Genomic DNA, 20909 nt, shown 5'->3' with positions numbered 1-20909 from the left:
TCGTGTTGATCACAAGTTTTACTCATGGAGCCATTCGGTGCTTGAAATCCGCCACCTGAAGACCCTGCACGCCTTGCGCGAAGCCGACAGCCTGGTCGATGCCGCCGACCGTTTGCACCTGACGCAATCGGCCCTGTCCCACCAGTTCAAAGAACTGGAGGAGCGCATGGGCATGCCGCTGTTCGTGCGCAAGACCAAACCGGTGCGCTTCACCAGCGCCGGCTTGCGCCTGTTGCAACTGGCCGACGCAACCCTGCCGTTGCTGCGCGGCGCCGAACGCGACATCGCACGCTTGGCCGGTGGCACCGCCGGGCGCTTGCACATGGCGATCGAATGCCACAGTTGCTTCCAGTGGCTGATGCCGACCATCGACCAGTTCCGCGATGCCTGGCCGGAGGTCGAGCTGGACCTGGCGTCCGGGTTTGCCTTCGCGCCGCTACCGGCCCTGGCCCGTGGCGACCTGGACCTGGTGGTGACCTCGGACCCGCTGGAGCTGGCCGGGATCACCTACGTGCCGCTGTTCACGTATGAAGCGATGCTTGCGGTGGCCAACCAGCACAAGTTGGCGAGCAAGGCGTTCATCGTGCCGGAAGACCTGCTCACCGAAACGCTGATCACCTATCCGGTGGAGCGCGATCGGCTGGACATCTTCACCCGTTTCCTCGAACCTGCCGACATTGAACCGGCGCAGGTCCGCACTTCGGAACTGACGGTGATGATGATGCAACTGGTGGCCAGCGGACGCGGCGTGTGCGGCATGCCGCATTGGGCGCTGCATGAATACAGCTCGCGGGGTTACGTGAAGGCCAAGCGGCTCGGCGAGAAAGGCTTGTTTGCGACGCTGTACGCGGCGATTCGCGCGGACATGCTGGACGCGCCGTACATGCGCGACTTCTTGCTGACAGCCAAGGACACCTCGTTCTCGACGCTGGATGGTGTCAGCGCCGTCCGCTAAAAACGCACCTTCCCTGTGGAATAGCCCCCTGTGGGAGCGAGCCTGCTCGCGATGACGGTGGCAGATCCTGCATTGATGGAACAGGAATTGTGCTGGGCTTAGAGTTCGCGCCACATGTGGATTTTGTCGAAGTAGTCTTCGCCCACGCGCACCGCCAACGGTTCCAGGCCGAACTGGATGAAGCCGCAACGCCGGTACAGGTTGAACGCGGCGTCGTTGCCGGCGGTGACGGTCAACTGGATCAGCCTCACGCCTGAATGTGCCTGAGCTTCGGTCAATGCCGCCTGCACCAGTTGATACCCAAGTCCTCGCTGCCGGACGTTGCCTGACACGTACATGCCAAACAACGTCGCCTTGTGCCGTGCCTTTTCCCGAGGTTCGAAAGCGAGGCCGACGATACCCGCCAACCGCCCCTCCTCAAACGCGCCGAACACCACATCCAGCTTGTTGGTCAGGCGTGATTCCCACCAACTCAGCGGCATCGCCGCGCGCTCGCGCACACTCGAGGTAAAGGCCTGTGGATGCAGGTCATAGGCTTCAAGCATCAGCGCCCGATAGTCCAGGGCGTGACTCGCGTCCAGCCGTTCAATCCACATGTTCAAGCCCGTCCTCCGTGCGTCGAGAATAATCAGGCAGTCGCCAACGAGGCTCGATAAAACGGCAGGATCAGATCCCGTGTCAATGGCGCCAAGGTGACATCACCGTCGGTCGCCGGGTCGATCCAGCGCACTTCTTCGATCTCCGCTGCGGGCGATACGTCTGCACCAACCGTCAGCTGAAAAAGCTCGGCCTGGACGATAAACCCCGGCTCGTTGGCTGCCGGTGCTGAAAATTGCCCCAGATAAGTGGCGCATGCCGGATCGATGACCAGCCCCAGTTCCTCTTCCAGTTCCCGGGCCAACGCATTAACCGGCTGCTCATGGGCTTCGATCTTGCCCCCCGGTTGCATGAAGGCTTCGGTGCCGCGCTTGCGAACCAGCAAGGTGCGGCCGTCATCGCCGATCAACAGGGCGGCGGCGATATGGATGATGCGAGGGGCAAGGGTCATGGTGCTGATGGGGCCTGGAGTCAAAGGCGCAAGGATCCCACGGGACGGGTTCTTCGTCATCCTGGAAAAAGACCGCCGCCTAGGGCAATTGCACCAGGCGAAGTTGCGCTGTGACGACTATGCTCTGTCCACCCGGATTCATATTCTGTACCCGTTCGATCAGGTGATCAGGGAAAAGGATGCCCCTATGAAAACGTCGCACAATGTTCTCGGCGGTCTGCGCACATGCCAGTGAATAAGCTGCTGGCCCGGACCAATCGGCGAATACTGATCGTCGATGACACACCCTCCATTCATCAGGACTTCCGCAAGATCCTCGGCCCGGAAAGCGAGGATGAGCAAAGCCTGGCCAATACCGAAGAAGCGTTGTTCGGCACGCTTCGACCCGATCGGCTGACGTTTGAGCTCGACTCGGCCTATCAGGGCCAGGAGGCGCTGGAACTGGTGCAGCGCGCGTTGGCCGAAGGGCGCCCGTACGCCCTGGTGTTCACCGACATGCGCATGCCACCTGGCTGGGATGGCCTGGAAACCATCGAACAGCTGTGGAAAGCTGACCCGCACCTGCAAATTGCGCTGTGCACGGCGTATTCGGATTACTCCTGGGAGGCCATGGCCGAACGGCTGGAATTCGGCGATCAGATGCTGGTGCTGAAAAAACCCTTCGACAGCCTGGAAATCCGCCAGATGGCCAGCGCCCTGACCTGGAAGTGGCAGATGGCGCAGGACGCGGCGATGAAAGTGCTGAGCCTGGAGCAGACCATCGAGGCCCGGGTCCACGAATTGCTCAAGGTGTCGCACCTGTTGCAGTACGACGTATTGACCGAACTGCCGAACAGCACGTTGCTCGGCGACCGCTTGAACCAGTCCCTGGCCCTGTCCCGCCGCCACGACAAACAGCTGGCGGTGATGTTCCTGGGGCTGGACCGCTTCAAACGCATCAACAATGCCCTGGGCCATCCGGCCGGTGACGAGATCCTCAAGCAGGTCGGGCAAAACCTGGTGGCGACGGTGCGCGAGTCCGACTCGGTGTTTCGCTATGGCTCCGATGAATTCGTGGTGATCCTCGCCGACATCCGTCACCCCCAGCAGACCCGGGGCATCGCCGAAAAACTGTTGAACGCCGTCCGCGCGCCGCAACACATTGCCGGGCACGACCTGAGCGTGACCGCCAGCCTGGGCATCAGCATTTATCCCGACGATGGCGTGGACGCCATCGATCTGATCAAAAAAGCCGAAACCGCGATGCGCAACATCAAGGAAGTCGGCCCGGATGACTTCAGCTTTTTCATCGACGAAATGAATCAGCGTGCCCGCGATCAGCAAAGCATTGAAACGGGTATTCGCCTGGGGCTTGAGCGCAAGGAATTTGTCCTGCATTACCAGCCAAAACTGGACCTGAGCAGCGGCCAGGTGGTCGGGGCGGAAGCATTGATTCGCTGGCAAAAACCGGGGGTTGGCCTGGTGTACCCGTCGGACTTCATCGGGGTCGCCGAAGACAGTGGCCTGATCGTGCGATTGAGCAAATGGGTGCTGGCCGAGGCCTGTCGACAAGCCTGTGCCTGGCAGGCTGCAGGGCTGCCGAAGATCTGCATGTCGGTGAACATGTCGCCCATCGATTTTCGCCAGCGGGACTTCGTCGACGGTGTGGAACAGACGCTCGCACAAACCGGCCTGGACCCCGCCTTGCTGGAGCTGGAAATCACCGAAGGCGTGTTGATGCAGAACATCGACACCACGGTGAACGCCCTGACCCGGCTCAAGGCCCTGGGGGTGCGCCTGGCCATCGATGATTTCGGCACCGGCTATTCCAGCCTGAGTTACCTGCGCCGGTTTCCCATCGACGTGCTGAAAATCGATCAATCGTTCATTCGTGGCTTGAGCAACGACAGCAATGATGCCGCCCTGGTCAGCGCCATCATCAGCCTGGGCCGTAGCCTCAACCTGAGCATCATCGCCGAAGGGGTTGAAACCCTCGATCAACTGGATTTCCTCAAGGCCCACCACTGCGAGGAAGGCCAGGGTTACTACTTCAGCAAGCCTGTGGAGCCGATGGCCTTCGTGCAGTACCTGAAGTCGGTAGAACCTCCGCCGTTCAACGCCACGTGAACAATGCGCGACGATCCGCCAGCCGTCATTCAAGGCATCACTCGATGTCGCCCTTCTTTCACCGCCTGCTGCTGGTGCCGCTGCTCGGCCTGTGCCTGAGCGCCTTCGGCGCGCCGCTCGATGAACCGCTCAAACCACTGCCACCGGTGCCACAACTCGATCCGCAACGGGTCGAACTCGGTCGGCTGTTGTTCAACGAACCCCGCTTGTCGGTCAACGGCAGCCTGTCCTGTGCCAGTTGCCATCGACTGGAAAGCGGCGGCGCCGACAACAAGGCGTTTTCCATCGGCTTCAACGGCCTTCCAGTGGCGGTCAATACGCCCAGCGTGTTCAACGCCAGCCTGAACTTCCGGCAATTCTGGAATGGCCGCGCGCGCACCCTCGAAGATCAGGTGTTCGAAGTGGTGCAGAGCCCCGATGAAATGGGCAGCAACTGGGAACACGTGGTACGGACGCTGTCCGCCGACCCGGCCTATCAGACGTCGTTCGGTGACGCCTACCCGGACGGCGTGACCCTGGGTAATGTGCAAAACGCCCTGGCCAGCTACGAGCGCACGCTGATCAGCGCCAACTCGCGTTTCGACCAATACCTGCAAGGCAACACCGACATCCTCACGACGGATGAAAAGTACGGCTACCAGCGTTTCAAGGAATACGGCTGCATCGCCTGCCACCAAGGGGTGAACATCGGCGGCAACATGTTCCAGAAGCTGGGAGTCATGGGCGATTACTTCAAGGCACGGGGCACGCCGACCGAGTCCGACCTGGGGCGCTACCTGGTGACCCGGGATGAAGAGGACCGCCATGTGTTCAAAGTCCCGAGTTTGCGCAATGTTGCCGTGAGCGCGCCGTACTTTCACGACGCCTCGGCGCCAACCCTGGAAGACGCGGTGGACGTGATGTTCAAGTTCCAGCTGGGGCGCATTCCGACTGCCGAAGACAAACGCCTGATCATCACATTCCTCAAGACCCTGACCGGTGAATGGGGAGGCAAACCGTTATGAAAATGTCCCGCCGCCGCAGCCTCGCGCTGCTCGGTTTTGTCGCCTTGATACTGGCCTCGACGCTGCTGTTCCTGTACCTCAAGTCCAGCTCGACACAGACGACAACCTACGCCGAATCCCGGGATCTGATCGGGCGCATCAAGCAGCTGAATGCGCAATGGGAAACCGAGATTCTCAAAGCCAGAATTTCCACCAACCACAACTACGATCCACTGGTCACGCCGCTGACCGAGATGACGCAACTGTGGGAACGGTTCGACACGATGGAGTCCAACCACGGTCGCAACGATTCACCGGTCTGGCGCGCAAGCCATGATGCGTACCTGAGCGCCATCGAGGAAAAGACCCGGCGGGTGGAGCAGTTCAAGTCGCACAATGCGGTCTTGCGCAACTCGCTGGCGTTTCTGCCGACCGGCGAGGATGACATCCTGCAACCCCTGGCCCAACTGGTGGACGGCGACAAACTGCAACTGCAGAACATCGCCACCGACACCTATGACCTGGTGCTCAGCACCCTGGAATTCACCCAGGTCGCCTCTGACGACAAGGCTGCTGAAATCCTGGTGGGGTTGAACAAGCTGGGCATCAACCAGCAGCGTTTGCCTGAACAGTTTCACAGCCCGGTCGATGTGCTGAGCAACCACATTGCGTTGATTCTGCGGGAACAACCGGTGGTCAACCGCTTGCTGGACAACATCGAAGCGATACCGGTGGCCGAACGCCTGGATGACATCACCCGCCTGCTGAACAGCGAGCAGCAGCAGGCCGTGGCGGTCGATCAGCGCTATCACTTTTACATGTTGGTGTTTTCAACGTTGCTGGTGTTGTTGCTGGTGTACATGGCCATTCAACTGATGCGCAGCGTCACAGTGATCAATCGCGTCAACAAAGCGCTGAAGACTGCCAACGACGATCTTGAGCTGCGCGTTGAAGAACGCACCCGGGAACTGAGGGATACCCAAGGCGAACTGCTCGATACCGCGCGCCAGGCCGGCATGGCCGAGATCGCGACCAATGTGCTGCACAACGTCGGGAATGTGCTGAACAGCGTGAACATCTCCGCCGACCTGGTGAGCCGTAAACTGCGCGCCAGCAAGGCGCAAGGGTTGGGCAAAGCCATGCAGTTGATCAACGATCATCGGGACGACCTCGGAACCTTTCTCACTCAGGATGCGAAAGGCAAGTTGCTGCCCGGTTATCTCAATCAGTTGGTAGACGCCATTGCCGTGGAACAACAGGGCATGACCGATGAACTCGCCCAGCTGAGTCGAAGTGTCGACCACATCAAGGACATTGTTTCTACCCAGCAATCCTATGCGGGGGCCGACAGTCTGATGGAGCCGCTGTACATCAGCGAACTGCTTGAGGACGCCCTGCGCATGAACGCTGGCGCCCTGACCCGGCACCACGTCATGGTGGTCAAGGACTACGGCGACGTGCCGCAGGTCATGGGCGATAAACACCGGTTGTTGCTGATCCTGATCAACCTGATCAGCAACGCCAAATACGCCATGTCCGATCTGAGCAAACGCCCGCGCCAAATGACCCTCGGCATAAAAATCATCGACGCCACGACCCTGCAAATACTTGTCAAGGATGACGGCGAAGGCATCGCCGAGGAGAACATGACCCGCATCTTTGCCCACGGGTTTACCACCCGCAAGGAAGGTCACGGCTTCGGCCTGCACAGCTGCGCCCTGGCTGCCATCGAGATGAATGGCCACCTCAGTGCCCACAGCGACGGGCCGGGCAAGGGGGCGGTGTTTACCTTGCAGATCCCGCTGAAGCTGGTGCCGCAAGAAGCCTGAACGCAACATTAACTTCCAACGCAATTTAATGTGGGAGCGAGCCTGCTCGCGATGGCGGCCTGTCAGTCACCAAGATATTGGCTGACATGGCCTCATCGCGAGCAGGCTCACTCCCACAGGTTCTTCACCAGCCTTCAGATCAGGTGGTTTCCTTTAAGTGTGTGGGTTATGTGGCTTCCTGGAAATCCATTTCCGGTGGCTGGCGACGGAACCCGCCGGTCAGCACCGCCAGGTACACCACGCCAATGCCCAGCCAGGTCAGCCCCAGGTAAATCGCCAGGTGATCGAGGCTGACCATCAGCCACAAGTCCGCCGCCAGGCCGATAAACGGGAAGATCAGGAACAGCACCAGCTCGCGCAGACCTTTCTTTTCGCCGCCGATCCAGTAATGGAAGATCACCGAAAGGTTGACCAGGCTGAAGGCGAGGAACGCGCCGAAGTTGATGAACGAGGTCGACGTGGTGACGTCGAGTTTCAGCGCCAGCAACGCCACGACGGCGCACAACAGGATGCTGTTGACCGGAGTGCCGAAGCGTTCGTGCAGCGTGCCGAAGAAGGATTTCGGCAGCACGCCGTCGCGGCCCATTGCGAACAACAGTCGCGACCCGCTGGCCTGCGCCGAGAGGCCCGAAGCGAACTGGCCGACAATCAGGCCGATCAGGAAAATCGACACGAACAAGTCGCCACCAATGTTGCGGGCAATCTCATAGGCCGCCGAGTCGACGTTGTCGAACTGGAACGCCGGGTGGGCGATCTGCACGAAGTACGACACGCCAACGAAGATCAAACCGCCGATCAAGGTGATCAGCATGATCGCCCGAGGGATGGTGCGGCGCGGGTCGCGGGTTTCTTCGGTCAGGGTGCTGACCGCGTCGAAACCGAGGAACGAGTAACAGGCAATGGCCGCGCCGCTCATGATCAACGGCATTTGCATGTCGCCGTTGAAGAACGGTTTGACCGACCACAAGGGCGTGCTCGCATCGCCGCCGACGTAATGCACGCACAGCGCAACGAAGGCGATCAGCACCAGGAATTGCACCAGCATCAGCAAGGCGTTGATGCCGTTGGCCAGTTTCAGGCCGACGATGTTGATCGCGCTGGTGATGCCGATGAAGGCCAGTACCCAGATCCACTGCGGCACCGCCGGAAATGCGGAATTGAGGTACGCGGCGCCGATCAGCCAGATCGCCATGGGCAGGAACAAGTAATCGAGTAAAACCGCCCAACCGGCGATGAAGCCGAGCTTCGGGCTGATCGCCTTGCGCACATAGCTATAAGCCGAGCCGGCCACGGGGAATGCCGAGGCCATGCGGCCGTAGCTCATGGCGGTGAAAAACATCGCCACCAGCGCCGCGAGGTAAGCGGCCGGAACCATGCCGGCGGTGGATTGAGCGAGGATACCAAAGGTGCCGAGCACAATGATCGGCGTCATGTAGGCAATGCCAAACAGCACCACCGACCCTAATGACAGGGTGCGTTGCAAACGAGCCATGAGCGACTACTCCGGAATTATTAGATTTATGGCAGAGCCGAGTTCGGCGCAGAGTGTTCGGGTGTTGCTTTATTGTTCTTGGGTCAATCAAACAGGTGTGTGGCCTGTCAGGGCCTCATCGCGAGCAGGCTCACTCCTACAATTGAACCCGGGCGTTCACAATTTGTGTGATCACTGGAGCCCCCTGTGGGAGCGAGACCGGCTTGCCGGCGATGGCGTCATTGCTGACGCCATCAAGTCCGGATCAGCGCGCAGGAATCAGCAGCTCCCGCAATCCAGAAACATGCTCAACCAACTCCCCCGGCAACTTCAGCCGCTGATCATCCAGATACCGATAGTCCTGCCGCGCCGCCGTCAGCTGCTGAAGATCCAGTTCAACCGCAAACTGCCCTTCCTCGCGCCCCGCCTCGAACAACAGCGTGCCCAGCGGATCCACCAGCGCACTTCCACCGGCAAACAACAACCCGCCATCGCCCGCCTCCACCCGGTTGACCATCAGCGCAAACGCCTGGTTTTCCTGGGCGCGGGCCATGATCGCGGTGCGGTGGGTCGGGCCGTAAGGGTCCATGTTGCCGTTGGTCACGATCAGCAATTCGGCACCCAGTTGCGCCAGTGCACGGGCGGTCTCGGGGAATTCGATGTCGTAGCAAATCAGCAGGCCGACGCGTACGCCGTTCCACAGGCACGTGGCGTATCGGTCGCCCGCCTCGTAGACACCGCGATCCGACGCCCACAGATGCGTCTTGCGGTATTTCAGCGCGATGCCTTCAGGGGTGATCAGCAGCGTCGTGTTGTAGAAGCGACCGTTATCGTTCTCGGCCGTGCCGATGACCACAGCGATGTTGCGCTCGCGGGCAGCGGCGACAACCGCGTTGACGGTCGGGCCGTTCAGGGGTTCGGCGACCGCCGCCACGCTGTCGGCCGATGGGAAGCCCATCAAGTGGCTTTCGGGAAACATGATCAGTTGCGTGTCCGCCGCGCAAGCAGCGATGGCGGCCAAGGCGCGTTCGAGGTTGTAAGCCGTGTCGTTGTCACGGCCCGCCAGTTGGGCGAGTTCGACCTTCATGGGTATTCCTTGTTCTGGTGGCCGGGCTGCAGAAAGATTGCCCGGTCGGTGTCTGTGCGCCAGTATGCGCAGCAAGCAACCGGCCGGGGAATCACGCCGCCGGGGTAACACGATAGGGGTAGATGCATGACACTCTCGTTGGACGACATCGCCTGGCACCGTTCGGTGGGGCAACTGATCGACGCCCTGGACAAGCCCAATTTCTGGACGCAGCTGGTGCGCCTGCTGGATCAGTACGTGAGCTTCGACAGCTGGGTGGCGCTGCTTTTCAACCCTGACCAACACCCGCAAGTGTTCGCCGAATGCCCGGGCGAGGACGGCAGCCCTGATCAGTTGTTCCAGGATTACCTGCGCGGTTTGTACCTGCTCGACCCGTTCTACATCGCGTGCCGCGAACAATCGCGCACCGGACTTTATCGCCTGTCGGAAGTGGCGCCGGAGCACTTCGAACTGACCGAGTATTACCAGCGCTACTTTCGTCTGAATGTGGTCGCCGATGAAATCCAGTTCAATTGTCAGCTCGAAGGCGACCGCACGCTGTGCCTTTCACTGGGCAGCAAACAGCGTTTCAGCGGTCAGCAAATTGCCTTGCTGTCGCTGATCCAGCCCTGGATTCTGGGGCTGTTGCGCCAGCGCTTGCCATACGAAATCAACGAGGTCGTGGCCCTCGCGCCGTCGCCACCGCAACCGGATTGGCGCGTGCAGCTGGAAGCGTCGGTGCAGCAACTCAAAGGCGCGCAATTGACCGCCCGGGAGCTGGACGTCGGGCGCCTGATGCTCAGCGGTTGCTCCAGTAAGGAAATCGCCCGTAAGCTGGAAATCTCTGTCGAAACCGTGAAAGTCCATAAGAAACACATGTACAGCAAGCTGGGGATCAAGTCCCAGTCCGAGCTGTTTTCAATTTTTCTCCAGGCGCAGAATGCCTGACGAACATTGCAGCACGCAGCACTCTGTGGCGAGGGAGCTTGCTCCCGCTGGAGCGCGAAGCGGTCCCAATAAAAGCGCTGCATTCAGTCAGACAAATCCCGTCAGTAGGTTTTGCGACTGCTACGCAGCCGAACGGGAGCAAGCTCCCTCGCCACAAAAGCATCAAGCGTTGCCAAACAATGAACGAGTCCGAACCCAAGGAAACCGTATGAGCCTGTCACTCCTGAGCCGTTACGCCTTCTTTGCCGCTTGCGTGATCTTCACCCTCGCCAGCCTGCCCTTCCTGGAACATGACTGGCTGTGGCCGATCACCGCGACCACCGGCATTCTCAGCCTGATCGGCCTGTTCGATCTGCTGCAAAGCCCGCACGCGGTGCGCCGCAACTATCCGATCCTCGGCAACATCCGTTATCTGGTGGAAGGCATCCGCCCGGAAATCCGCCAATACCTGCTCGAATCCGACAGTGACGCCCTGCCCTTCTCCCGGGCCCAGCGTTCGCTGGTCTACTCGCGGGCCAAAAATGAAAGCGCGGACAAACCCTTCGGCACGTTGATCGACGTGTACCAGGCGGGTTTCGAATTCATCGGCCACTCCATGCGCCCGGCGCCGGTGAGCGACCCGAGTGCGTTTCGCGTCATTGTGGGCGGCCCGCAATGCACCCAGCCGTACTCGGCGTCGGTGTTCAACATCTCGGCCATGAGTTTCGGCTCTTTGAGCGCCAATGCGATTCGCGCGCTGAACCAGGGCGCCAAGCTCGGCAACTTCGCCCACGACACCGGCGAAGGCAGCATCAGCGCCTATCATCGGGAAAACGGCGGCGATCTGACCTGGGAACTCGGCAGCGGCTACTTCGGTTGCCGCACCGCTGACGGCCGTTTCGACCCGCAACGCTTCGCCGCGCAAGCCCAGACGCCGCAAGTGCGGATGATCGAAATCAAGATGAGTCAGGGCGCCAAACCCGGCCACGGCGGGATCTTGCCCAAGCACAAAGTCACCCGGGAAATCGCTGAAACCCGCGGCGTCCCGATGGGCCAGGACTGCATCTCGCCGTCACGGCACAGCGCGTTTTCGACGCCGATCGAATTGATGCACTTCATCCAGCAACTGCGTGAACTGTCCGGCGGCAAACCGGTGGGCTTCAAGTTTTGCCTGGGTCACCCCTGGGAATTCATGGGGATCGCCAAGGCCATGCTCGAAACCGGCATCCTGCCGGACTTCATCGTCATTGACGGCAAAGAAGGCGGCACCGGCGCTGCGCCCGTGGAATTCACCGATCACATCGGTGCGCCGATGCGAGAAGGTTTGCTGTTCGTGCACAACACGCTGGTGGGCCTGAACCTGCGGGACAAGATCAAACTCGGTGCCAGCGGCAAGATCGTCAGCGCCTTCGACATCGCCAGCGTGTTGGCCATCGGTGCCGACTGGGCCAACTCGGCGCGCGGCTTCATGTTCGCCATTGGCTGCATCCAGTCGCAAAGTTGCCACACCAATAAATGCCCGACCGGCGTTGCCACACAGGACACCTTGCGCCAACGCGCGCTGGTGGTCCCGGACAAGGCGCAACGGGTGTTCAATTTTCACCGTAAAACCCTTGAAGCCCTGGCTGAGATGCTCGCCGCCGCTGGTCTCGATCATCCGTCGCAGTTGTCGGCCAAGCACTTGGTACGTCGTATGTCGGCCACCGAGATCAAACTGTTCTCGCAACTGCATGTGTTCTTGAAACCGGGGGAATTGCTCACCGGTGAGGTGAACGGCGAGTTTTACTCGCGCATGTGGCAGATGGCGCGGGCGGACAGTTTCGAGCCTAATGAGATAGCCGCAGCATGACCCCGACGGCTCCTTTGATGGCGCTTCACCAACGAAGCGCCTTGATTGGAGCCGGTTCGTTCATGACGATAAACCCGTAGTCGCCCACCAGATAGATTCGGTAGTACTGGCGCTCCAGCAGCGCCGGATACCCCCGGTAACCGACCCGCGTCGCATTGCGTCGCTCCTTCTCCGCCACCACGTTGGTGATGCCCACCTTCGGCAGGTTCTCGGCCAGCATGTAAAAGTCGATGTTCAGCAGGTAGTGCAACACCGGCAACTGTTTGAACGAACCGGCGGCGCCCGTCAGCCAGTGATCGGAATAGGTCACCGACATGTAAATACGCTTGGCTTCGCGCAACTCCCGATGGGTCGCGAAATCGCGCTCAAGGCTCGACAGCGCGGTGGTCGAGAAGGCTTTCTGCACCGTCAACACGCGGCCATAGGCATACGACAGTGAAAGCATCGCGAGCAAGGGAATCGCCAATAACAGCGGCAGCCGTCGGTGTATACGTTCCAGCGCCAGGTGGCTGAGATAAAACAGCAACACCAACAGCACCGCGAAGCCCATCAAGGTGCGGGCGCCTTCGTTGAAGTCGCGGAAAAACAGCGCGACGCCTGACACCAGCAGCACCAGGACAGGCAAGCTCAGCAGACACAGCAAGCCGATCAGGGCTTTTTTCAGCCCGCTGTCCTGACGCTCAAGCATCGTCAACGCCAATTGCACGCCGCCGACGGTGGCAAACAGCAACAACCCGGCAAACACCCACGTCAATCCGCCGTGAAACAGCAGCGCGACTTTTTCCAGCACTCTGCCAACGTTGATTTCAAGTTGCAGCAGCGGCGCGGCGCTCCAGTTCAACAACTGTGTGCGGTCCTGGGTCATGAACGCGGCGGCACTGACGCCATACATCAAGCCGCCCATGGCGACCTGCGCGACTTTCCAGCCGACCAACCGGCACCCTTGCGCCCACGGCAACCGGTCATTGACGCGCCGCAACAGCTCCAGACAGCACAAGCCCAGAAACACGTTGATGCTCACCTGATAGAGCCCCAACGCCAACGCAATCAGCCCGGACGGCACCAGCCACTGCAGCGTGCTCGAGGCATGGTGAAAAGTGATCGCAAAAATGACCGCCACCAGGCTCAGGACCATGATGGGGCCGTCGTATTGATACGACAGGTTTTGCAGGAAAAACGGGTTGTACCAAAGCGGCAGCAGCACCAGGCAATGCGAGATCGTCGGCTGCGGGGCGTAATGAAACGTCAGGCTGGTCAGGGCGCAGGTCATGGCCAGCGTGGCGATCAGCAGCGGCAACGGAAAGATATTCGGCGCGCCCGTGCCGAAGGTGAGCACGTTGTAAAACAGCTCGGCAAACAACCGGCCCTCCTTCGCCCACGCCATCCCGGCCGACAGGGAACGCCAGTTGTCATCGATGTATTGATAGTCCGCGAGGATCAGCGGCAGCACATACACCAGGGTTGCGAGCAGAAAAAACAGCCCGACCTGACGGTGCCCGAGTTCCTTGCCAAGAAAATCGATGAACCGGCCCATGTCAAAGCCCAAGCCGGTCTTTGCCGCCGACAATATCTTTCACCACATAACGCGGCCGGTGCTTGGCTTCAATGTAGATCCGGCCGATGTATTCACCGAGGATGCCGATGCCGATCAGTTGCACACCGCCCAGGAACAGAATGGCGGTCATCAACGAAGGGTATCCTGGGACGCTGTTGCCGTTGAAAACTTTGTCCAGCACCATGTACACCGCGTAGAGCACGGCGAACATCGACACGCAGCCACCGACGTAAGTCCATAACCGCAACGGCACCGTACTGAATGAAGTCACGCCTTCGAGTGCCAGGTTCCACAGTTTCCAGCCGTTGAACTTGCTGGTGCCCGCCACGCGTTCTGCTCGCTCGTATTCCACCACCACCGTGTTGAAACCCGCCCACGACAACACACCCTTCATGAACAACTGATGCTCGGGAAGTGCGCGAATCACGTCGACCACCTTGCGGTCCATGAGCCGGAAATCGCCGACGTTTTCTTCGATCCGGGTGTAAGAGATCCGGTTCAGTACATGGTAGAACAGCGCCGCGCTGTAACGTTTTAGGTAGCTGTCGGTCGTGCGGTCCCGGCGCTTGGCGAGCACCACGTCGGCGCCCTTCTGCCACTGCGCAATCAGTAACGGAATGACGCTGATCGGGTCCTGCAGGTCCACATCCATGGGAATCACCGCATCGCCGGTGGCATATTCCAGGCCAGCGAACAGCGCGGGTTCCTTGCCGAAGTTGCGCGAGAAGTTGATCAGCATCACCTGTTCGTCGGCTTGTGCCAGCGCCTTTATCTGCTCCGCCGTACGATCGGAACTGCCATCGTTGATGAACACGATTTCGACGTCGACCTGATCAAGCTTCAGCTCTTGTCGCACGGCCAGGTAAAACAGACTGATCGCCTGTTCTTCATTGAATACCGGAACGATCAACGAGACTTTCATACGTCACGCCCGCGAAACACCACGTACTTGGAGAACAGAAATCCCAACACCAGGCTCAAGCCCGAAAACAGCGCCACCGTCAGCAGGCCATGCAGCTGCCACACGTCGCCGGCATGACCGACGCCCAGGCTCAGCGCGCCCATCGCCGACAGGAACAGCAGATAGCCACCGGCCGATGCCTTGGCATTGAAGGTATAGAGCGCGTTCATGTAGAAGGAAAACGAGGCCGCCGTACAAAAGGCCGCCAGGTTGCTGACCGCCTGGCTGAGACCGGCCGCCACACTGAGCAGGAAAAAGATTTGCCAGTGAATGAGCGTGTTCGCAACGCCGATCACCGTGTAACTCGACAAGCCTTTCCACAACCGCCTCATGGTGACGCTCCCGAACGAAAACGCTGAACACCACACACCAGTATATGAGCCTGTCTACTGTCAGAAATCACAGGCGTAATGGCCTTTCGGACCAGCGGTTAAACGCCGGATCAACATCCCGTAATATCCCGACTTTGCAATTGCCCACGAATCACGCCACCCTGCGCGCCGCCGCTGAGCGGCGCACACGTCTACTCCTTATTTCAACTCCCGTTCACGAGCCCGCCGTCATGACGTTTGAACGCGATCACCGGATCGACTTTTTTCGAGGCCTGGCGCTGATCTTCATTTTTTGGGATCACGTACCGCACAACCCCCTCGGCCAACTCACCCTGCGCAACTTCGGCTTCAGCGATGCGGCGGAGATTTTCGTGTTCCTGGCCGGGTACGCGGCGGTGCTGGCCTACGGCAAAGTGCTGGCGCGCGATGGTTACCTGATTGCTTGCGTGAAGATTCTGCGGCGGGTCTGGGTGCTCTACGTGGTGCATATTTTCCTGCTGGCGATGCTGATGGGCATCGTGTTTTTCGCCAACAGCCACGTGGAAACCCGGGACCTGGTGGAGGAAATGGGCATGCATCATTTCATCACCAACCCGCAACAAGCCTTGGTGGATGAGTTGCTGTTGCGCTTCAAACCCAACCTCATGGACCCGTTGCCGCTGTACATCGTGTTGCTGGCCGGGTTGCCGCTGGCACTGCCGATGATGGTGCGCAAGACCTGGGCCGTGGTGGCGGTGTCGCTGACGGTCTATCTGATGGCGCCGTGGTTCGGCTGGAACCTGGCGGCGATCAAGGACGGCGTCTGGTACTTCAACCCCGTGGTCTGGCAACTGCTGTTTGTGCTCGGCGGTGCGGCGGCGATTCAAGGTCAGCGGCCACGGTTGCCCGATAACCGTGCGCTGATGCGCCAGCCGTTGTTTGTCACGGCGGCGGTGTACGTGGTGGTGACCGGGGTCATTACGGTCTCGTGGCGATGGCCGGACATTCACGACGCGCTGATGCCGGCCTGGCTGAGCAATCTGTTGTACCCGATCAGCAAGACCAACCTGTCACCGGTGCGGCTTGTGCACTTCCTGGCATTGGCGTACGTCACGGCGAAACTGTTGCCGGACACCGGCTGGACGCAACACTGGCTGGCACGGCAAAGCTGCCGCATGGGTCGTTACTCACTGGAGATCTTTTGCCTGGGCGTGCTTTTGGCACCGTTGGCCGACATGGTCAATGCCATGACCGACGATGCCTTTGCCATGCAGATATTCACCGCGCTGGTGGGCGCCGGGTTGATGGCGTTGCTGGGGATGTGGCTGGAATTCAACAAGCGGCTGACGGGGCCTGTGAAAGCAATGACAGCCGGCTGATTGATGATGACTTTGTGGCAAGTGGGCTTTTGTGGCGAGGGAGTTTACTCCCGCTCGGCTGCGCAGCAGTCGTAAAGCTGTTGACCCAATTCACCTGACAGACCGCAGACACAGGGTTCAGGGCCGCTTCGCGACCCAGCGCGAGCAAGCTCCCTCGCCACAGGGAATCGAGTACCCACTTTGATCCTTCACAAGTTTCAGAAAATTCGCTTCAACCATCAAATCCCGCAACACACCTGCTTTTGTGGCGAGGGAGTTTACTCCCGCTCGGCTGCGCAGCAGTCGTAAAGCTGTTGACCCAATTCACCTGACAGACCGCAGACACAGGGTTCGGGGCCGCTTCGCGACCCAGCGGGAGCAAGCTCCCTCGCCACAGGGAATCGCATTGCCACTTGGATCTGTCATGAGTTTCGGAGGATTCACTGAGGCCATCAAATCCCGCAACACACCTGCTTTTGTGGCGAGGGAGTTTACTCCCGCTCGGCTGCGTAGCAGTCGTAAAGCTGTTGACCCAATTCACCTGACAGACCGCAGACACAGGGTTCGGGGCCGCTTCGCGACCCAGCGGGAGCAAGCTCCCTCGCCACAGGAAAGCGAGTCACCACTTGAATCCTTCACAAGTTTCGGAAAATTCGCTCAGCGTTTGCAGCTACGTGTAGGTCACAGAGTGGCTAGGGTGGATTGGAGTCACTACTTCAGGACGCAAAGGAATGCCTCCACGCCCAAACTCACACCGGCTTCGCCATGGTCGCTTTTCAGAACATGGCCGGGCTTATCTCATAACGGCAGTGGTCCATCAGCGGCGCCAGCTTTTCACTGATTGGCAATTGGGTCGCTTGCTCGTCACGGAGCTCAGGCGCGCCCATGAACAAGAATGGGTCAATTCCATAGCCTGGGTGATCATGCCCGATCACTTCCATTGGCTGGTGCAACTTGAGCAATGCACGCTGGCGCAACTCATGCAGGCCGTCAAATCCCGCAGCACGCTCACTATCAACAGAGCTCTGAACGGTGAAGGCGCCTTCTGGCAAGGGGGCTACCACGATCGAGCTATCCGTGATGGCGAAGAACTTTTACCTTTCGCCCGTTACATTGTCGCCAACCCGTTGCGCGCGGGTTTAGTGGCTAAAATCGGCGACTACCCGCTCTGGGATGCCTGTTGGCTATAACAACCCTCCTTCGACGGCGGTGAAAATTCGATAGCTGGATATTCACAATTTTTTCACCATCGCCAACCACCGTCTAAGCTTCAGTCAAGTCCAATCAATCTGCGTGAATGGATCAGTCGACTATGGGCGCGTTATGGCAAACCGATTCGAGTAAAACCGTGGTCCCGACTGAACGTGTGGATGAAGCGCCTTCACCTCAAAAACCTCGTCGCAGCCGTGTCAAACATGGCTGGAAGGCGTTCTGGTTGCTGCTGCTGATTATCCTGATTGTCCTGGGACTCGCGGCGGCCAAGGAGATGCGCACTTCAAAATTTCAAGCCCGGGAAATCAGCCAGTTTGCCGCTTCCCTGAGTTACACCCTGCAACCGGGCCCCAGCGATGCGATTCGTTACCCCGGCGCCGGGCCTTTCGATTTGCGCCTGGGCTACAGCTCCCTGGATGAATTTCTGCCCAGGTTGATCAAACGCGATTACGTGATTGCAGCCCAGACCCGTTTCTCGCAAAAGCTGATGGATTACAGCAGCAAGGGCCTTTTCGTACCCTATTCGGAGAAAATTCAGGCCGGTTTGTCGATCACCGATTGCCGCGCCGCGCCGTTGTACCAGTTCAAGTATCCCCAACAGCTGTATTCAAGTTATGAATCGATACCGCCGGTGGTGGTCAATAGCCTGCTGTTTATCGAGAACCGCTTTCTGCTCGACACCAAACAACCCTTGGCCAACCCCGCCGTGGACTGGCCAAGGTTCGGCATGGCGGCGTGGTCGCAAGTGGCGAAGTTGCTGCACATGCCCGGCCAGTCGGCGGGTGGCAGTACGCTGGCGACGCAACTTGAAAAGTACCGGCATTCCCCCGACGGGCTGACGGTGTCGGGAGCGGAAAAGATTCGGCAGATGATTTCCGCCACCGTGCGCGCCTATCAGGCTGGGCCGGAAACACTCGAGGCGCGCAAGAACGTGGTGCGCGATTACCTCAATAGCGTGCCCCTTTCCGCCGTGCCGGGCCACGGTGAAGTGCATGGCATGGCCGAAGGGTTGCGGGTCTGGTACGGCGCCGATTTCAGCGAGGCCAACGAAACCTTGGCCAGCACCCGCACGGATCCAAAGACCCTGGCCGCCAAAGGTTTGGCCCTGCGGGAAATGCTCTCGTTGATGATTGCCCAGCGCCGCCCTTCGCATTACCTGACCAAGGGTCGAGATGAGCTGGCGGACCTGACCGACAGCCATATTCGCCTGCTGGCACAGAACAATGTGATCGATGCCCCCTTTGCGGCGGCCGCACTGGCCAGCAAAGTGACCTATCGCGACTGGCAGACCCAGCCGACCATTCAACCCATCGAAACCAACAAAGGCATCAGCGTGGCGCGCAGCCGGTTGGGCGGTCTGCTCAATCGCCCGCTGTACGATCTCGACCGTCTCGATCTCTCGGCCACCAGCACCCTGCAAGGCGATTTGCAGACTCAGGCCACCGAATACCTGAAGAAACTGGCCGACCCGGCGTTTGCTACACAAATCGGCTTGATGGGCGAACGCTTGCTTACGCCCACCAGCACCACTCAGGTGCGCTACAGCTTCACCCTGTTTGAACTGACACCGGACGGCGCGCGGGTACGGGTGCAGACCGACAGCACCGACCAGCCGTTCGACATCAACGAAGGCAGCAAGCTGGAACTGGGCTCCACGGCAAAAATGCGCGTGCTCACCACGTATTTGCAGATCATTTCCGAGTTGCACGACAAATACGTTGGAATGACCATCCCGGAACTGAAGAAAGTCGACGTGCCCGACCAGGACCGTCTGAGCCGTTGGGCCGTCGATTACCTGATCCAGAACAAAGACCGCAACCTGCCGGCCATGCTCGGTGCAGCGCTGGATCGCAAATACTCGGCCAGCCCCGGCGAAGCTTTTTTCACCGGTGGCGGACTGCATGTGTTTCATAACTTTCGCAAGGAAGACAACGGCCGCATGCCCACCTTGCGCGATGCGATTCGGGAGTCGATCAACCTGCCGTTCATCCGTCTGATGCGTGACCTGGTGCGCTACACCACTTATTCCGGCCCCAACAACAGTGCCGAATTGCTCAAGGACGATCGCGACCCTCGGCGTCAGGAATACCTGGCGGATTTCGCCGACCGCGAAGGCACCTCGTTTTTGCTGAGGTTCTGGAAGAAATACAAAAACAAGGACACCCAGGCCCGGCTTGATACCTTCCTCGACGGCATGCGCCCGACGCCCATTCGCATGGCCGCCGTGCACCGTTACCTGTTGCCGCAAGCCAGTCAGGAAAGCTTCAACACCTTCGTGCGCGCGCAAGTCAAAGGCGCCAAGCTCACCGAAAAACTGACCGATGAACGCCTCCAAAGGCTCTACGAGAATTACAGCCCCGGCGCGTACGACCTGCCGGACCAGGGTTTCATTGCCAAGGTGCACCCGCTGGACCTCTGGCTGATGGGTTACCTGCTGAACCACCCGGATGCCAAGTGGAGCGAGATCGTCAAAGCCAGCCAGTTCGAACGCCAGGAAGTCTACAGCTGGCTGTTTAAAAGCAAGCACAAGGGCGCACGCGACAGCCGCATTCGCACCATGCTGGAGATCGAGGCGTTCCTCGACATTCATCAGCGCTGGCAGAAAGTCGGTTACCCGTTTGACCATCTGGTGCCGTCGCTGGCCACCGCCATCGGCAGCTCCGGCGACCGCCCTGCGGCGCTGGGCGAATTGATCGGCACCATCCTCAACGACGGTGTGCGCATGCCGACCTTGCGCATCGATACCCTGCACTTCGCGGCCAATACGCCGTACGAAACCAAATTGATCAATGACCCGGTCGCCGGCAAACGGGTAATGCCGTCCGAAGTGGCCACGGCCATGCGCGAGGCCTTGTCGCAAGTGGTGGATGCCGGTACGGCCAAACGGGTGTCTGGCAGTTTCATTACCCCCGACGGCAAGCCACTGGCCATGGGCGGCAAGACCGGGACCGGGGATAACCGCATTGAAGCCATTGGTTCCGGCGGACGGATTCTGAGTTCGAAGTCGATCAACCGCACGGCCACCTTCGTGTTCTACATCGGCAATGACCACTTCGGCACGCTGACCGCATTCGTACCCGGGCGCACCGCCGAAGCCTTCAAGTTCACCTCGGCCTTGCCGGTGCAAGTGCTCAAGGGCATGGCGCCGATTCTCACGCCGTATCTACAGCCGGGCACGCATACGCAATGCCTGCCCGTTGAGGTGGCACGACGCTCATGACCAATGGCGGTAATTAATTATTTTCGACATGGGTAATTCCAATGCTTTTCGGGGGGCA

16 protein-coding genes are annotated in these 20909 nt (G+C 59.7%); 9 read left to right on the top strand and 7 right to left on the bottom strand.

The window, feature by feature from the left end; all coding sequences use genetic code 11:
* Positions 1 to 37 precede the first annotated feature (37 nt).
* A complete protein-coding gene (gene metR, locus EJA72_RS27540) occupies positions 38 to 955 on the top strand; it encodes a transcriptional regulator MetR (RefSeq protein WP_178129609.1) in 918 nt (305 codons plus the stop codon).
* 98 nt (positions 956 to 1053) lie between these two features.
* On the opposite strand, the gene EJA72_RS27535 is transcribed toward metR, so the two are convergent.
* Positions 1054 to 1551: a GNAT family N-acetyltransferase gene (locus EJA72_RS27535; protein WP_157715042.1), complete on the bottom strand. Its 498-nt coding sequence runs from the start codon at positions 1549 to 1551 to the stop codon at positions 1054 to 1056.
* 32 nt (positions 1552 to 1583) lie between these two features.
* Positions 1584 to 2003 (bottom strand): NUDIX domain-containing protein, encoded by a 420-nt coding sequence (locus EJA72_RS27530; protein ID WP_157715019.1) that lies wholly within the window; start codon positions 2001 to 2003, stop codon positions 1584 to 1586.
* 225 nt (positions 2004 to 2228) lie between these two features.
* On the opposite strand from EJA72_RS27530, the gene EJA72_RS27525 reads away from it, so the two are divergent.
* From EJA72_RS27525 to EJA72_RS27515, 3 genes are read left to right on the top strand one after another with little or no spacing between them, the layout of a single operon-like run.
* The gene (locus EJA72_RS27525) at positions 2229 to 4109 is read left to right on the top strand and encodes a bifunctional diguanylate cyclase/phosphodiesterase (protein ID WP_157715018.1); all 1881 of its coding nucleotides are present in this window, start codon (positions 2229 to 2231) and stop codon (positions 4107 to 4109) included.
* A gap of 44 nt (positions 4110 to 4153) precedes the next feature.
* Positions 4154 to 5113, top strand: a complete 960-nt coding sequence (locus EJA72_RS27520; RefSeq protein ID WP_157715017.1) for a cytochrome-c peroxidase — start codon at positions 4154 to 4156, stop codon at positions 5111 to 5113.
* Positions 5110 to 6921 (top strand): DAHL domain-containing protein, encoded by a 1812-nt coding sequence (locus EJA72_RS27515; protein ID WP_157715016.1) that lies wholly within the window; start codon positions 5110 to 5112, stop codon positions 6919 to 6921. Before EJA72_RS27520 ends, EJA72_RS27515 begins: the two co-directional genes overlap by 4 nt.
* A 166-nt stretch (positions 6922 to 7087) precedes the next feature.
* Here EJA72_RS27515 and EJA72_RS27510 read toward each other — a convergent pair whose 3' ends face one another.
* Positions 7088 to 8413, bottom strand: coding sequence for an APC family permease (locus EJA72_RS27510; RefSeq protein WP_157715015.1), 1326 nt, complete (start codon positions 8411 to 8413; stop codon positions 7088 to 7090).
* 244 nt (positions 8414 to 8657) lie between these two features.
* Positions 8658 to 9479 carry a carbon-nitrogen hydrolase family protein gene (locus tag EJA72_RS27505; RefSeq protein WP_157715014.1) on the bottom strand — a complete coding sequence of 274 codons (822 nt, stop codon included), beginning with the start codon at positions 9477 to 9479 and terminating at the stop codon, positions 8658 to 8660.
* Positions 9480 to 9605: 126 nt separating this feature from the next.
* Between EJA72_RS27505 and EJA72_RS27500 the strand changes: the two genes are divergently transcribed.
* Both EJA72_RS27500 and EJA72_RS27495 read left to right on the top strand, forming a co-directional pair.
* Positions 9606 to 10406 carry a LuxR C-terminal-related transcriptional regulator gene (locus EJA72_RS27500; protein ID WP_157715013.1) on the top strand — a complete coding sequence of 267 codons (801 nt, stop codon included), beginning with the start codon at positions 9606 to 9608 and terminating at the stop codon, positions 10404 to 10406.
* A 208-nt stretch (positions 10407 to 10614) separates the two neighbouring features.
* Entirely contained in the window at positions 10615 to 12234 is a 1620-nt protein-coding gene (locus EJA72_RS27495) for an FMN-binding glutamate synthase family protein (protein ID WP_157715012.1), read from the top strand.
* A gap of 25 nt (positions 12235 to 12259) precedes the next feature.
* On the opposite strand, the gene EJA72_RS27490 is transcribed toward EJA72_RS27495, so the two are convergent.
* From EJA72_RS27490 to EJA72_RS27480, 3 genes are read right to left on the bottom strand one after another with little or no spacing between them, the layout of a single operon-like run.
* The gene (locus EJA72_RS27490) at positions 12260 to 13768 is read right to left on the bottom strand and encodes a glucosyltransferase domain-containing protein (RefSeq protein ID WP_157715011.1); all 1509 of its coding nucleotides are present in this window, start codon (positions 13766 to 13768) and stop codon (positions 12260 to 12262) included.
* Between the two features lies 1 nt (position 13769).
* Positions 13770 to 14711 (bottom strand): glycosyltransferase family 2 protein, encoded by a 942-nt coding sequence (locus tag EJA72_RS27485; protein WP_157715010.1) that lies wholly within the window; start codon positions 14709 to 14711, stop codon positions 13770 to 13772.
* Positions 14708 to 15082 carry a GtrA family protein gene (locus EJA72_RS27480; protein WP_157715009.1) on the bottom strand — a complete coding sequence of 125 codons (375 nt, stop codon included), beginning with the start codon at positions 15080 to 15082 and terminating at the stop codon, positions 14708 to 14710. The genes EJA72_RS27485 and EJA72_RS27480 overlap by 4 nt, the downstream gene beginning before the upstream one ends.
* A gap of 230 nt (positions 15083 to 15312) precedes the next feature.
* Between EJA72_RS27480 and EJA72_RS27475 the strand changes: the two genes are divergently transcribed.
* The 3 genes from EJA72_RS27475 to EJA72_RS27465 all read left to right on the top strand — a co-directional run bounded on the left by EJA72_RS27475 (position 15313) and on the right by EJA72_RS27465 (position 20851).
* Positions 15313 to 16440 (top strand): OpgC family protein, encoded by a 1128-nt coding sequence (locus EJA72_RS27475; RefSeq protein WP_157715008.1) that lies wholly within the window; start codon positions 15313 to 15315, stop codon positions 16438 to 16440.
* Between the two features lie 710 nt (positions 16441 to 17150).
* Positions 17151 to 17609, top strand: a complete 459-nt coding sequence (locus EJA72_RS27470) for a transposase (RefSeq protein WP_157715007.1) — start codon at positions 17151 to 17153, stop codon at positions 17607 to 17609.
* Between the two features lie 122 nt (positions 17610 to 17731).
* Positions 17732 to 20851: a transglycosylase domain-containing protein gene (locus EJA72_RS27465; protein ID WP_157715041.1), complete on the top strand. Its 3120-nt coding sequence runs from the start codon at positions 17732 to 17734 to the stop codon at positions 20849 to 20851.
* The last annotated feature ends 58 nt before the right edge of the window (positions 20852 to 20909 follow it).

The sequence above is a fragment of the Pseudomonas sp. PB120 genome (assembly GCF_009761815.1).
GTDB lineage: Bacteria > Pseudomonadota > Gammaproteobacteria > Pseudomonadales > Pseudomonadaceae > Aquipseudomonas.
Note: the sequence above shows the minus strand (reverse complement) of the source record. Positions and strands in the feature narration are given on the sequence as shown.

Excerpts from the sequence above, each read along its gene's own strand:
- EJA72_RS27465 (WP_157715041.1), top strand. The coding sequence starts at position 17,732 with ATGGGCGCGTTATGGCAAACCGATTCGAGTAAAACCGTGGTCCCGACT.
- EJA72_RS27515 (WP_157715016.1), top strand. The coding sequence starts at position 5,110 with ATGAAAATGTCCCGCCGCCGCAGCCTCGCGCTGCTCGGTTTTGTCGCC.
- EJA72_RS27495 (WP_157715012.1), top strand. The coding sequence starts at position 10,615 with ATGAGCCTGTCACTCCTGAGCCGTTACGCCTTCTTTGCCGCTTGCGTG.
- EJA72_RS27490 (WP_157715011.1), bottom strand. The coding sequence starts at position 13,768 with ATGGGCCGGTTCATCGATTTTCTTGGCAAGGAACTCGGGCACCGTCAG.
- EJA72_RS27520 (WP_157715017.1), top strand. The coding sequence starts at position 4,154 with ATGTCGCCCTTCTTTCACCGCCTGCTGCTGGTGCCGCTGCTCGGCCTG.
- EJA72_RS27510 (WP_157715015.1), bottom strand. The coding sequence starts at position 8,413 with ATGGCTCGTTTGCAACGCACCCTGTCATTAGGGTCGGTGGTGCTGTTT.
- EJA72_RS27525 (WP_157715018.1), top strand. The coding sequence starts at position 2,229 with ATGCCAGTGAATAAGCTGCTGGCCCGGACCAATCGGCGAATACTGATC.
- EJA72_RS27535 (WP_157715042.1), bottom strand. The coding sequence starts at position 1,551 with ATGTGGATTGAACGGCTGGACGCGAGTCACGCCCTGGACTATCGGGCG.
- EJA72_RS27505 (WP_157715014.1), bottom strand. The coding sequence starts at position 9,479 with ATGAAGGTCGAACTCGCCCAACTGGCGGGCCGTGACAACGACACGGCT.
- EJA72_RS27470 (WP_157715007.1), top strand. The coding sequence starts at position 17,151 with ATGCCTCCACGCCCAAACTCACACCGGCTTCGCCATGGTCGCTTTTCA.
- EJA72_RS27500 (WP_157715013.1), top strand. The coding sequence starts at position 9,606 with ATGACACTCTCGTTGGACGACATCGCCTGGCACCGTTCGGTGGGGCAA.
- EJA72_RS27480 (WP_157715009.1), bottom strand. The coding sequence starts at position 15,082 with ATGAGGCGGTTGTGGAAAGGCTTGTCGAGTTACACGGTGATCGGCGTT.
- EJA72_RS27475 (WP_157715008.1), top strand. The coding sequence starts at position 15,313 with ATGACGTTTGAACGCGATCACCGGATCGACTTTTTTCGAGGCCTGGCG.
- EJA72_RS27485 (WP_157715010.1), bottom strand. The coding sequence starts at position 14,711 with ATGAAAGTCTCGTTGATCGTTCCGGTATTCAATGAAGAACAGGCGATC.
- EJA72_RS27530 (WP_157715019.1), bottom strand. The coding sequence starts at position 2,003 with ATGACCCTTGCCCCTCGCATCATCCATATCGCCGCCGCCCTGTTGATC.